General features: G+C 39.3%; 12 protein-coding genes. 6 read left to right on the top strand and 6 right to left on the bottom strand.

Annotation, left to right across the window (positions count from 1 at the left end; translation table 11 throughout):
* Positions 1-59: 59 nt before the first annotated feature.
* The 3 genes from AACZ73_RS10750 to AACZ73_RS10740 are packed head-to-tail and all read left to right on the top strand — an operon-like array spanning position 60 to position 3296.
* Complete coding sequence (locus AACZ73_RS10750; RefSeq protein WP_339877709.1) at positions 60-1187, top strand: FAD-binding oxidoreductase; 1128 nt, start codon at positions 60-62, stop codon at positions 1185-1187.
* Between the two features lie 49 nt (positions 1188-1236).
* The gene (nhaC, locus tag AACZ73_RS10745) at positions 1237-2700 is read left to right on the top strand and encodes a Na+/H+ antiporter NhaC (RefSeq protein ID WP_339877708.1); all 1464 of its coding nucleotides are present in this window, start codon (positions 1237-1239) and stop codon (positions 2698-2700) included.
* Positions 2697-3296 (top strand): 3'-5' exonuclease, encoded by a 600-nt coding sequence (locus AACZ73_RS10740; RefSeq protein WP_339877707.1) that lies wholly within the window; start codon positions 2697-2699, stop codon positions 3294-3296. Before nhaC ends, AACZ73_RS10740 begins: the two co-directional genes overlap by 4 nt.
* On the opposite strand, the gene AACZ73_RS10735 is transcribed toward AACZ73_RS10740, so the two are convergent.
* Positions 3289-3915, bottom strand: a complete 627-nt coding sequence (locus AACZ73_RS10735; RefSeq protein WP_339877706.1) for a YigZ family protein — start codon at positions 3913-3915, stop codon at positions 3289-3291. The two genes, AACZ73_RS10740 and AACZ73_RS10735, sit on opposite strands and share 8 nt — an antisense overlap.
* 103 nt (positions 3916-4018) lie before the next feature.
* Between AACZ73_RS10735 and AACZ73_RS10730 the strand changes: the two genes are divergently transcribed.
* From AACZ73_RS10730 to AACZ73_RS10720, 3 genes are read left to right on the top strand one after another with little or no spacing between them, the layout of a single operon-like run.
* Positions 4019-4444 (top strand): FdtA/QdtA family cupin domain-containing protein, encoded by a 426-nt coding sequence (locus tag AACZ73_RS10730; protein WP_339877705.1) that lies wholly within the window; start codon positions 4019-4021, stop codon positions 4442-4444.
* On the top strand, positions 4416-5354 hold the full coding sequence (locus AACZ73_RS10725; RefSeq protein ID WP_339877704.1) for a hypothetical protein: 939 nt from the start codon (positions 4416-4418) through the stop codon (positions 5352-5354). The genes AACZ73_RS10730 and AACZ73_RS10725 overlap by 29 nt, the downstream gene beginning before the upstream one ends.
* The gene (locus tag AACZ73_RS10720) at positions 5347-6297 is read left to right on the top strand and encodes a glycosyltransferase (RefSeq protein WP_339877702.1); all 951 of its coding nucleotides are present in this window, start codon (positions 5347-5349) and stop codon (positions 6295-6297) included. The genes AACZ73_RS10725 and AACZ73_RS10720 overlap by 8 nt, the downstream gene beginning before the upstream one ends.
* Here the strand turns inward: AACZ73_RS10720 and AACZ73_RS10715 are convergent, their stop codons facing one another.
* From AACZ73_RS10715 to AACZ73_RS10695, 5 genes are read right to left on the bottom strand one after another with little or no spacing between them, the layout of a single operon-like run.
* The gene (locus AACZ73_RS10715; RefSeq protein ID WP_339877701.1) at positions 6298-7569 is read right to left on the bottom strand and encodes a pitrilysin family protein; all 1272 of its coding nucleotides are present in this window, start codon (positions 7567-7569) and stop codon (positions 6298-6300) included.
* Positions 7569-8789 (bottom strand): type IX secretion system outer membrane channel protein PorV, encoded by a 1221-nt coding sequence (gene porV, locus AACZ73_RS10710; protein ID WP_339877699.1) that lies wholly within the window; start codon positions 8787-8789, stop codon positions 7569-7571. Before porV ends, AACZ73_RS10715 begins: the two co-directional genes overlap by 1 nt.
* The gene (gene porU, locus AACZ73_RS10705; protein WP_339877698.1) at positions 8786-12040 is read right to left on the bottom strand and encodes a type IX secretion system sortase PorU; all 3255 of its coding nucleotides are present in this window, start codon (positions 12038-12040) and stop codon (positions 8786-8788) included. The genes porV and porU overlap by 4 nt, the downstream gene beginning before the upstream one ends.
* Positions 12037-12729, bottom strand: a complete 693-nt coding sequence (gene pssA / locus AACZ73_RS10700) for a CDP-diacylglycerol--serine O-phosphatidyltransferase (RefSeq protein WP_339877697.1) — start codon at positions 12727-12729, stop codon at positions 12037-12039. The genes porU and pssA overlap by 4 nt, the downstream gene beginning before the upstream one ends.
* Positions 12726-13379: an MBL fold metallo-hydrolase gene (locus AACZ73_RS10695; protein ID WP_339877696.1), complete on the bottom strand. Its 654-nt coding sequence runs from the start codon at positions 13377-13379 to the stop codon at positions 12726-12728. The genes pssA and AACZ73_RS10695 overlap by 4 nt, the downstream gene beginning before the upstream one ends.
* Positions 13380-13392 lie beyond the last annotated feature (13 nt).

Raw genomic sequence — 13392 nt, 5'->3', positions numbered from 1 at the left:
ATGGCTTAGATTTAATTAAAATACTAAATCTATTTTAATTCCTTTTTCAAAAAATCGAAATGTTCAGTTATTGGGAGAATAAACACTTTTTTAAATTTGATCTTATAGTCATTGGATCCGGCTTTGTAGGCCTTTCTACAGCCATCCATTTTAAAAAGAAGCATCCAAAAGCTAAGGTTCTCGTGATGGAGAGAGGAATTTTCCCTACGGGAGCAAGTACAAAAAATGCAGGCTTCGCTTGTTTTGGTAGTTTGACTGAGATTTTGGACGATTTTTGGTCGATGAGTCAGGACGAAGTTCTGGCATTGGTGGAGCGAAGGTATAAAGGACTAAACTCGATAAGGAAACAATTTGGAGATAAAAATTTAGGCTATTCTCACGTGAATGGTTACGAACTTTTGGATGAGAGCCAGTTGAAAGTAATTGAACAAATGGCTGGGGTGAATAAATTGCTCAAGCCAATTTTCAAAGAGGATGTTTTTTCTCTAGTAAAAAATCCCGGTAAAATGGGGTTTTCAGGGCAGATCAAAGCAATTGTCAAAAATAAATTCGAAGGGGAATTAGATCCAGGTAAGTATATGAGTTCACTTTGGAATTTAGCCCAACGGGAAGGAATCCGAATTTTAACAGGTATTTCAGTGTACGAAATCAATAAAGATGAAGGGATAGTATTAGGTGAAGATGGATCTGGTAAAACGAATTTAGAATTCAAAGGAAGTAAAATCGCCATTTGTACGAATGCTTTTACCAAAAAGCTTTGGCCGGAATCTGACATCAATCCTGGAAGGGGTTTGATACTGCTATCCGAACCATTGGATTTTAAGCTTCCTTGGAAGGGAACATTTCATATGGATAAAGGCTATGTGTATTTTAGGCAAATTGACGGAAGGCTTCTTCTAGGCGGAGCTAGAAATAAGGACTTTGAGGGTGAGAGCAGTACCGATTTTACTGTGAATCCAAAAATAAAATCGCATTTAGAAAAATTGGCGACGGAAGTGATTTTTCCTGCGAAAAATATTCAATGGGACACAGAATGGACTGGAATTATGGCTTTTGGCAAAATAAAGTCTCCAATTATCCAGCAAGTTGGGCTCAAAACTGCAGCTGCAGTGAGACTTGGCGGAATGGGGGTGGCCATCGGTTGGCAGGCGGGGAAGGAGCTTTCTGTACTTATCTCCAAGATGTAATAAATTTTTTTTCTTAGATTCAGACTCTTAACTCACCCAACCCTATTTAATGCAAGGTTTAACCCGCACTCCCAAAGTTTTTGACGCTCTAATACCCCTGGTTTTTTTGATCATTCTTTTGGTATTAAATATTCAAGTTTTCGGAACGGATGGACTTTCTGGTTCCAATCAAATCGTACTTATTCTTTCTTCCATGGTTGCTGCTTTGGTAGCGATATTCCGTCTAGGATATAATTGGGAAACGCTTCAGGACGGTGTTATTAAAAGCATCAGCGCGGCGATGTCCAGTATTCTTATTCTTTTTCTAATTGGAGCACTGGCGGGTACTTGGCTGCTAAGCGGAATTGTCCCGGCGATGATTTATTACGGACTTCAGATTCTTAGCCCTGCGATATTCTTGGTGGCCGCATGTATTGTAAGTTCCATAGTTTCCGTGGCTACGGGAAGTAGTTGGACTACAGTAGCTACAGTAGGTGTTGCGCTTTTAGGGATAGGCAAAGCACTTGGTTTTGAAGAAGGGATTATCGCTGGTTCGATTATTTCAGGAGCGTATTTTGGTGATAAAATGTCCCCACTTTCCGATACAACTAACCTAGCTCCTGCGATGGCAGGTACGGATTTATTTACCCATATCCGATATATGGCGAAAACTACAATCCCTTCCATTTCTATCACCTTAATTATTTTTGTAGTGATAGGTTTGAACTATGAGGCAAATGGAACTGTGAATGACGTGCAGACTATTTCAGATGTGATTTCACAGAAATTTAATGTAACTGGTTGGCTATTTATAGTCCCGGTATTGGTGATAGTGATGATAGTGAAAAAGGTGCCAGCTATTCCAGCTTTGCTTACAGGTGCACTTTTGGGGGGAGTTTTCGCAGTGATTTTCCAGCCGGAAATCATTCAACTGATTGCCAATGAAAACGCTTCGTATGCTTACCAAAGTTTTAAGGCAGTGATGATGTCTCTCTATGGAGAAATCAGCATTTCTACTAAAAATGATGTAGTGAACGAATTACTTGTTACTAGCGGAATGGCTGGAATGATGTACACTATTTGGTTGATAATTTCAGCGATGGTATTTGGAGGAATCATGGAAGAAAGCGGAATGCTAAGAGTTCTGGCTGAGGCGATAATCCAGAAAGTCCATAGTGTGGGATCTTTGATCGCATCCACTGTGGCTACCTGCGTGTTCTTCAACATCACAACTTCAGATCAGTATTTAGCAATCTTGGTACCTGGAAGAATGTATGCGGATGTGTACAAAAAAAGAGGTATGGCTCCAGAGAATCTAAGTAGAACTTTGGAGGATTCTGGTACAGTTACTTCTGTTTTGGTACCTTGGAACACGTGCGGAGCTACTCAAGCTTCGGTGCTGGGTGTGGCTACTTTGGCTTACGCACCTTATTGCTTTTTTAATATTATTAGTCCCTTTATGACCATTCTATATGGCTATTTCAAAATTGGGATCACCTATTACGATGACGTAGAAGAAGAAAAGTTGGTATGATTCCATTTAAGATTACAAAAGATGAGGTAAACGCTCTTCCGCTGGGACAGTTTGAGGGCGAAATGTTTTTGATAGATAAAGAGGAAGATGTAGAAGAGGTCGCAGAATTTCTTGCTCAGCAAAAGGTGATTGGCTTTGATACTGAGACCAAACCTGCCTTTCAAAAGGGAGTGGTAAACCAGGTTTCCTTGCTTCAGTTATCTACTTCCACCCAGGCATTTCTTTTTAGATTAAATGCAATTGGGTTTCCTGAATCCATTCGGAATATTCTCGAAAAAGAGAGTATTGTGAAAGTAGGAGCAGCTGTTCATGATGATATCAAAGGATTGGCAAAGCTTACAGACTCTTTCTATCCGAATTCTTTTTTCGATCTGAATGATGAGCTGAAAAGAGTAGGTTTTATCAATATTGGAGTTCGGAATCTATGCGCTATGGTGCTGGGAATACGTATTTCTAAGTCTGAACAGGTTTCGAATTGGGAAGCAGAAACTCTTACAACTAAGCAGCAACGCTATGCTGCTACGGATGCCTGGGGGTGCCTGGAGATATTCAAAAAACTAAATGCTGAAGGGTATTTGGATGCGCTATTTAAGTAAGGCTGATTTCTAATCCATCAATTTCCTCCAGTGAGCTTACGATAAGTTCCTCCAATCCTTTTCGGAATTCTAATTGCATCCGGCAATCCAATGTCATTTCCTGAGATAGAATCTGAAGGTCGTGAGTTTTGATGAGTTTCATCACGTCGTTCATTACAGGATATGGAAACTGGATTGAAACGGAGGCTTTTACCCTTTCCTCTTTGATTTCATTTTCCTCGATTGCCAGAGCGGCTGAGGTTTTATACGCTTGTATCAAGCCGCTCATTCCTAGCTTGGTTCCTCCAAAATAACGAACCACTACAATCAGAATATTTGTCAGATTGTTAGATCTAATTTGACCTAATATGGGGTCTCCTGCAGAGTGATTTGGCTCTCCATCATCATTGGCTCTGTATTGATCTCCATCTTTTCCAAGCGTCCATGCAAAACAATGATGTCTTGCATCATAATATTTTTTTCTTAGATCGGCCAAATGGTTTTTGATCTCCTCTTCATCTTTTACAGGAAAAGAAAAATAGAAAAACTTGCTGCTCCTATCTTTATAAAGGCCTTCACTGGTATGGGAAACAGTAAAAAATGTATCTTCGAATGTTGACTCGTCGCCGAAGTCGGACATGGATTTGTTCAGGTTGATGAGCAGCGAATTTAGAAAATTAACAAATGGGTAACCGTTTATCCATTCGAATTATCTTAATTTTAGCTAGAGGAAATTCTTAGAAATGCCAGAACCATATATCTCGCAAGCCCCTTATACTTTTACACTCCCTGGATTTTCAAATGAAACGGGAAGTCTACACTTCTGGGAGAATCTAGAGCTTTTTCCAAAAGGAATTCAGAGATGTTTCTGGATTTCCAATGTGAAGGAAGGTGAGACCAGGGGAAATCATGCTCATTGGGAAGAGGCTCAGGTGATCGTGGCAGTTGCCGGTACCATCCGGTTAGAAATCCGTTCAGCAAAAGGTGAGATTTTTCATTTTATGCTAGATTCACCCAAGCAGGCGGTTTTTATTCCTCCCTTGAATTGGTTGATAGCGAGATTCACTCCTGGCTCAGTTTTGTTGGGATTGTCGGATCGGGCTTTTTCAGAAGATGACTACATCAGAGACCTAGATTATTTTGGAAAGCTTCAAGAGAGAAATTATTGATTCCCACCAACTTCGGGTAGTTTCTGCCTCTAAGGAGCGCAAGGATTATTTTCTTTGCCATTTTCAAAGTGAATTCTTTCAGGAACAACTAGATTTTATCTGGGAAAAAAATCATAAATCCAAAGGCTCTATCACTTTCGCCATTTCAAAAAAAGGAGAAGCTATTTCACTTCCCCAATCTCCCTTTGGAGGATTTTGGATATATGAGGGCCTGAGTTCAGCATCTCTGGAAGCTTTTATTTTATCCGTTATCGAAGAATTGAAATACCGAGGTATTCATACCATTTCTCTAACTCAAGCGCCCAAACCCTACGAAGAGCAGTTTGATTTGATTAATTACCTGTTATTCAAGAGTGGCTTTGAGCAGCAGAAGGTATTGAGCCATCAATTTTTTATAGGAAAAAAGAAAATCAAGAAACACGCTCAAAAAGAATCAGCAAAGCTTAATTCTAAGGGTTCAAATTCAGGTGTAAATGTAAAACATAGTCCTATTTCCAATTTTGGTTTTTTGAAAGAAATCCGCTCCTGGAATGCACAAAAGGGCTACGAAGTAATTATAGACGAAAATAGGATTGTGCAGCAGGTCTCGGAATATCCGGACAGGTATTTTTTGATTACAGTCAGTAAAAATGGTGAGGCGATAGGTTATTCACTTGGAGTGAAATTAACCAGTGATTCGCTATATTATTTTCTCTCAGCAACTAATCCCAAGATTCCTTTAAAAAACGGCGGCGAATTAATTCTCAATGAGCATTTTCAGTTAGCGGTAGAGCAAAAGGTGAATTTTATAGATTTAGGTTCGTCGGACTTAGAAGATGGGGCTAACCATAGTTTGATGTTTTTCAAGTCTAGATTCTCCAATGACATCAGCAACAAAATCACCTGGATGAAGAAGATCAATAATGGCTAAAAAAGCTGAAGTGACTGTGATATGTATTGCGTTCAACCATGAAAAATGGATTGAAAAAGCGCTAGTTAGTGTGCTTTTGCAAGATCATGAGGATAAGAAATTAATCGTAGTAGATAATGGGAGTTCAGATGGTACAGCATCCATCATCCGGACTTGGGTGGAAAGCAACTCCGAAAAAATGCCTATCACCGCGATTTACCAAAAAGAATCAATTCCCTATTGCCAATTATTCAATAAGGTTTTGGATAAAGTGGAAAGTCCTTTTGTAATAGATTTATCCGGGGATGACTTTCTATACGAAAACCATCTTTCATTATCGGTAATTAGATTAGAACAGACCCCTGGAGCAGCATTTGTATTTTCTGATGCAACTATTTTAGATGAGAATGGTGATCAAATTGCATTCTATAATAGCAAAGACTACAAGGAAATAGAAGAGAAACTTCAGTCTAATGAAATGTATGAAACGCTCATCTGCCGAAGCTATATTTCTTCCCCCACAGTGGTCTTTGATTCTCTCATTCTCAAAAAAGTAGGAGGTTATGACGCTTATCTTACTTATGAAGATTTTGATATTCATCTGAGATTAGCTAGAGATTATCCATTGGCTTTTTCTGGCCATATTGGTGTGCTGAAAAGGAAACATAGCAAATCCCTATCTGCTAATCAATATCGCCGATATCAATCAGATATGCTTCCGAGCACTCTTCGTGTTTGTCAAAAAATCAAAGAAATGAATAGAACTTCCAGTGAAGACGAAGCGCTCAGAGAAAGGGTGTTATTTGAACTGAAACATTCGATGTGGTCAGCTAATTTTCAAGTTGCAAGGGGATTTGTAAATCTAGCTGAGGAGCTGAAAGTAAAAGAGTTGAGATTTAGCTTGTTTAAGCTTTGGCTAAAATTTCGAATTGATATTTCTTGGCTTTATGTCAAGCTAACCTGATCAACCCACTACCACTTCAATAAATGGTGGATTTGAATAATACTTTTGTCCTACTGCAATAATGTCTTTTGCTGTGAATTCTTTCAAATACGCCAATTTGCGGACATAATAATCAAAATCCATCCCTGATTGATGCACAGCTTTAAACCTGTCTATCAAATCAAATGAGGTACTGAATTGCTTCAGCATCTGACCAATCATGTAGTTTCGAACTACCTCCAATTCATTCGGATCAATTTCTACTTCAGTTAAAACTTTGATCTCATGATAGATCTCCTTGATTACTTCCGGATAAAAAGCTTTCTGAACATCTGCGGATATAACCCAATAGTTTGACTCTCCAATTTCAGTAATGGAAGAATAAATCCCATAAGTATGTCCCTTATCTTCCCGAATGTTTTTGATAAGCCTTGAGCCAAAATAGCCTCCAAGAATGGTGTTGAAAACAGATAGAGCAATAAAGTCTGGATGTGTTTTTGGAATTGACCAGTTGCCAATTCGAATACTGCTTTGGACAGATTTTTCCTTTGGCTCTGTTACTGCCAAAAGTGTATTGATACCTGGTAAAATTTCTGCCTCTATAGGAGCTCGGTTAGGTAGCTGACCTAAAAGCGAGCATAATCTTTCGAGTTCGCTAGAGTCAAAGTCACCTGTTACAAAAACTTCAATTTCCTGCCAAAGATTTTTTTCGTAGTAAGAAATCAAAAGATCCCTTGTGATATTGTCTACGTGGCTTTCTTCAATTTCTACTCCGTAAGGGTGCATTGCTCCGAAGAGACATTTTCTAAAAACCTGATTAGCCCGTGAAGCTGTTTTTTCCTTTTCTAATCGAATACTTAGTTTTCTCTGAGACTGTCTTTTTTCAAGCATATCCTGCGGAAAAGCAGCTTCGTTAAACAGAGAGATAAATATTTCCGTGACTGCAAAGAGGTGTTTTTTCGTAGTTAAAAGCCCCATTCCCTCATGTGAGAAGGTTGAAATCGGATGGATTTCAGATGCATAGAAATCAAAAAAATCTGCGATTTCCCCTGCGCTTTTATCCTTAGTACCTTCCTGTATCATCTGAAGTGTAAAGGAAGATATTAGTGTCAGATCAAGTGGCAAGGAAGCTCGATGACCTTTTCCTACAACTTCAATTTTTACGGCGTCTAAGCCGGGAGTAGGTATATAAAAGAACTTTGCTCCATTGGAAAGTTGATACTCAGCAGGAGGCAATAGTTCAAAGTCCTCCGGAACTTTAAATTCCGGAGCTTTCGACCTGTCTAAAATCATTATTGGTTCGGGATATCGTACATCAAGGTAAATCTTAATGTCTCAGCCAGCGGGTTGTTTTGTTTTTGTGGGACTAAGTAAGAAAAGTCGAATCCGAGTCTTTTCAGATCAAATCCTACACCCATAGTGAAATATTTTCTACCACCCTTATTCGGGTTCTCATAAAAATATCCTGTGCGAAGCGCAAACTTGTCATCATAGTTATATTCCACACCAAAAGAAATCATAATCTCCTGCATTTCTTCAGAAAATCCTCCAGGGGCATCTGTAAAAGAACCGAACATTCCGGAAATCAAAGGGCGATTCGGATCTTTACCATTTCCTGGTTCAATTATAAGATCTCCATTTTCGTCTGTCTCTAAAGTACCATCCTCAGTCGTTGCATAGATAGGAGGTGTTGGAACAAGTAATTTATTGAGATCCAACGCAAAAGTAATTGTATTTAGTGGATCTAAGTCGATGGCATAGGCTGCTCCCACTTTTAGATTTGTTGGGATGTAGTCCAGATCATCTGCGGAGTTGTACGTGATTTTAGGTCCAATATTCGTTAAGCTGACACCCCACGAGAAATTGGCATCTTTTGCTCCAGCAAAAACCGGCTTAGAATAATATAGACCAACATCAGTTCCTACACTAATCCCAGGTTTGGCCTCACTACCACCCACCGAAGAAATATTTCCAGAGAGATTGGAGTAGATGAATCTAGCGGAAATACCTAAGCCAAGGTAAGAAGATAGTTTTCTAGAATAAGTTCCTCCTATAGCGATATCACGTGGGTTGAATTCGCCCAAAGGATTGCCTCTACCATCCGTCAATTGGATATCTCCCATGTTGAAGTATCGCAGGTCAAAACCAAAAGCTGAAACTTCATCAATTCTGAAATAACCTGTCAAGTAACTTAGAGACATGTCATTGACAAGTTTTCCCAACCAGGGGGAATAAGAAAGAGAAAAACCCATTTGATCTTCCACAAAGGCAAGTTGCCCTGCATTCCAATGTGCTGAGTTTGCATCTGGGGATAGAGCAACGCCAACATCGCCCATGGCAGAATGTCTGGAGTCAGGAGCAAAATTTAAAAATGGAACTGCTGTGGTGATAACTCTCCGATTAGGATCTTGACCAGAAATAATAGTGCTGTTCTGCGCATATGCAGATAAAGTAGCCAGGGTAAAAACTGCTATAAGTATGTTTTTCCTATTTTTGATGGCTAATTTTTTCATTGAATAACGATTTGTCCGCTTACTGAATCCTTAGAATTGTCCAATTCTGATTGAAGCATTAATTTGTAAATATAAGTCCCTTTTACTGGATATGTGGTTTGGTCTTGTAAAAAAAACCAAATTACATCCTCTAAATGGGCGTTGGCATGGACTAAACGCCTACTTTCCTCAAATAGTATCTTGCCTTCTGTATTATAAATGGCTATAGTAAGAATTAGATTTTCACCAGGACGATTGTGATCAAGTTCAAAGTGACTTTCGCTAATTGCAGGATTTGGGTAAGTTTTGTGATTTAGTATTTTAATTTTTTCACTTCCTTCGACCATTATTTCTTTACTGGAAATACTTCCATTTCCTAAAATATCCCATGCACGGAAGGTTACTAGGTTCAGCCCTTCATTTAATCCCTTTAACGCAAAAGTCACTTTACCTTTCGAATAGTTGTTATTTTCTGAAATGAAATAATCATTTAATGCGATAGGATCATTTTGATTTATTTGAACTGTTAGATTTTCCGAAGGAAGTAGACCGGAAATATTTATGCCACTTGAATCCGAATAGAAGACTTGCATTTCTACAGTTTTTGAAGGAGAAGTAAATGGTTCATTTTCTTTCCTTCCAAAAATCACACTTATTTCCGGACCTTCAGTATCAATAGCTGGGTCTGCGGATTCGCCGCCAATGATGGGTGAGCTAAAACCAAATGCATCCCACGATTTATTCTGATCTTCACCGACAATCCGGATTTTGCCCTCTCCATATTCCAGATCAATATTCTTTGGAATAATCATCTTTCCTTTGATAATTCCCGAAACAATTTGTCCAGTTCCTCTGAATAGAACGATTTTCTCCTCCTTAAATTCAATAGGAGTACTTTCATCCCCAATTGTTTGGCTAGTCGCCGGTTTGTCATACAGCTCAATTTTATAGTTTCCACTAAAATTTGTAGCAATTCCTCCCGAACTAGGGTTGATCACTTCCGCTTGGAATTCCACTTCCTGTAGAGCTGAAAGAGTGTCCAGCGAGTTTTGATTTTTAGGATTTATAAACGACGTAAAGTTGATCTCAAATTCAGGGGAAGAAAGCTTCATACTTGGATCTGCCAAAAGGCTAAAGTTTCTATTCAATGCACCATTTTGGCTTTTGTTTTTAGTGTTTTTAAAAATGCTTCCCAGATCCTGTCTTTGCCCATTCGTGGTTCTAAACAATTCCTCAATAAAGGTTTTATTCAAAGTGAAGTTTACGCTGCTAAATACAGGTCTACCTGTGCTTAAAAGTCCGATTGCACCTTTATTCGCAGCGATAAGGAGTTCTTCTGCAGCTGATCGCAGGAAAGGACTATCATGCCTTCCAAATTCGCAGGTAGCGGTCATCCAGAGTGCAAGCTGATCTTGATTGGCCCAGTTTGCTATGTCGGAGATATGGAACACTTCTTCTGAAGTTAATGTAGTTTCATTGCCGTGTCCAATATAGTTTAAAAGTAAAGTTCCTTGTTGCAACGTTTCTTCGAGCTCCATTTTGGCCAGCGGTGAAGATTGTTGATCCCCGTTTTTCTCCTGCTGATACTTGTCTAGATATAATTTTACTTGCTTGAATTCTTTGTGGTTTTTACTTAAAAATTCAGAATGGCTTTCAGAATCTCTCAAATGAATGTTGTTGTCAGCATCATCAGCAAAAAAAGTAACTGTTTTCTTCCAGTCTCCGACTTTGGGATTGCTTTCATGGGCTATGATTTTGTCGACTACAATTTTTGCCTCCTGGGCATTGATCACGGGAAGTCTTCCAACGCCGATTTGCATCTGTTCATCACCTTCGGGACTTTCTTCCCATTCTCCTTGCCCAAATTGGAGTAGGGAGAAATAATCATCCGAACTAAAAGTTGTAAGTGGATTTAAACTCGTTCGACTGGTATATATTGGGACAAGGTTTGGTCTGCCTCCCAAAATCATTTTGTAATCAAAAGTCCCTTTTCCTAAAATAAGCACATTCTGAAGCTTTTCACCTTCGTGAAAATGCCAGGCTATAAAATTCCGGATAGCATTGAGATCAGGGTTTCCATAGCCAAATGCATCATAGATATCGTCCAGATAAGCTACTTCAGAATAGATTCCCATTCCCATTTTGTGAGAACTCAACCTTTCAGCAGAGCTGCTCAAAAGTCTAGGAGCGATAATTAATAGCTCAGGCCAAGAAGTTTGCATTCTCAAGGATAAATTGGTAACATCTAACGCAGGTAATTCCTTGACTTTTTTTTCATTGAAAACCACAAATTTTTTCCCAGTTACTAAAGACTCAGAACCTAAGACTAAGGATTGTGGATTATAGAAATCGCTTATTTCCCAAGCGGACAAACCCGCTGACGTTGCCATTTTAAAAGTTGAGCTTTGGTTCAGGTTGTAAACTCCTTCCCCCAATGCATCACTTGAATAGGGCACGCCTATCCCTATGTATTCAAAATAGCCGCTTGCATTTGGATCAGCGGATTGAAAGGATATTCTCAGCCTCTCTACTTTATTTCTCACAGGTGAGAAATCGGCAGAGATAATTGCCTCTTGACCTTTTATGCCGTAAGTACTGTTTGGGGTTGCAGGAATCGGACTTTTTGAAAAGCTTAATTCATCTACTGCCAAAGTGATTTCAGCATTAGAAGTTGACCTACCCATTACTTTGGCAGCTACTTTCCACTTTGCTAGGTAATTTGACGAAAGGGGAAAGGCATATCCGCGGGTTACTCCAGATGCCACCGCTTTAGAATACCAGGATCTTCCGGAGTTTAGAATGTTGTTTTCATTTTCTTTCAACCAATCCCAACTATAAAGGATGGTGGCGGCTGCTGATCCAGATTGTGTATTTATAGCTTGTATTCGCTTTGGGTTCTTAGAAACGCCAATCAAAAAACTGAGAGAATCTGAAAATTGATTTGGGAAGTATTCTATCCCGGAAACAGAAAAATCGTAAGTACTCGGAGCGGAAAGATAGTAATACAAGTTTCCGTCTTTTTCCAATCCAGGAATTTCTTGCAACTCCAGATTTTCACTTTTCAAAAGCTGTGGCAGCATTCCGGGGTATCCATAAACTGCAATTTCACTCAAGGAATTTACACCAAGATTTTTGGCTTGACTCGCACTTATTTTATAAATGCCTTCATCGGTTATTTTAAATTTATAAAATGAATCTTGAGCAGAAGCGGTAGCAATCAACAATAAGCTGAAAAGTAGAAGTAATTGAAGCTTGCAGGCTTGGAATCTCATTCCGAACTGAAACTATTTTCAACAACTGATAAACCTAAATACGCCAAAATTACAATTGGTATTCCAGCTAAACCAAAAGCTAAAATAAGTCCAAGTGAAATAGCAATCAGAGCATACCTGAATTTGTTTCCGGCTAAGGAGTAGGATTTAAATTTCAGGGCGATTAATGGAAGTTCCACGAGTAAAAGAATAGCAAATACCCAAGCTATTCCTATTAAGAAAAACGGAGAAGTAAGCGAAGCGCCTACTGAAGGCCACTCAGTAAAAAAGTAGGGCAAGGTGCTGACAAATAAAGCATTTGCTGGGGTAGGTAAGCCAATGAACTTATCACTTTGTCTGGTGTCCAAGTTGAACTTAGCTAATCGCATGGCAGACAAGAGAGGGACGATTAAGGTCAAGTAAGGCAGCCATTCTATTTCTGCTTCGACTTTTGTCATTTGGAATAGGATCATCCCTGGTAATACTCCGAAAGTGACCAAGTCGGCTAGAGAATCCAGCTGTTTTCCAAGCTCACCTTGCACGCCTAGTAGCCTTGCTGCAAAGCCGTCGAAGAAGTCGAATATTGCTGCTAATATGATGAAGTAGGCTCCAGAGAGTATGTTTCCATTAAGCACCCAAATAATTCCTATTACCCCTGAGAGCAAATTGAGGAGCGTGATAGTATTTGGGATGTGTGATTTGAAGTTCAAGATCTTGCGTGTTTACCTACAAATGGATTATGAATTTTTTCGAAAGCGATAGTTGTCTCGGGGCCGTGGCCTGGATAGATAACTGTTTCCTCAGGAAGTGTGAAGAGTTCTGATTTGATCTTGCTCAAGAGCAATTCATGATCGCCTCCCGGCAAATCAGTACGTCCAATACTTCCCCTGAAAAGCGTGTCGCCAGCTATGCATTGATGAGTAGGCTCATGGTAAAATACCATATGTCCAGGTGCATGTCCAGGAACAAAGATGATTTTCAATACCTCATCACCCACATTGATTTCCTCACCTTCTATCAGAAATCCATCCGCTTCGCTGATTTCATATCCTACAAAACCATAATTGGGAGCATAGACTTCAATTGCTTTTAGCACAGGGACTTCTTTTTGATGGATAAGGAGTTTAATTCCAAATGTTTTTTTTGCCCAAGCATTACCCAAAACATGATCTATATGACAATGCGTGTTGACTAGTTGAGTTACTCTAATATTTTTCTCAGTCACAAAATCAAGTAACTCCTTACGCTCGTCCAGCTCAAAGCAACCTGGATCAATCAATAGTCCAGTGCCTTTTTCATCGTACAATAAATAGGTGTTTTCCTGAAATGGGTTGAATGTAAAAGACTTAATATGAAGCATGAGAAATGTATAG

This window comes from uncultured Algoriphagus sp., from assembly GCF_963974835.1.
GTDB lineage: Bacteria > Bacteroidota > Bacteroidia > Cytophagales > Cyclobacteriaceae > Algoriphagus.
This window is presented reverse-complemented; position numbering and strand designations above follow the sequence as displayed.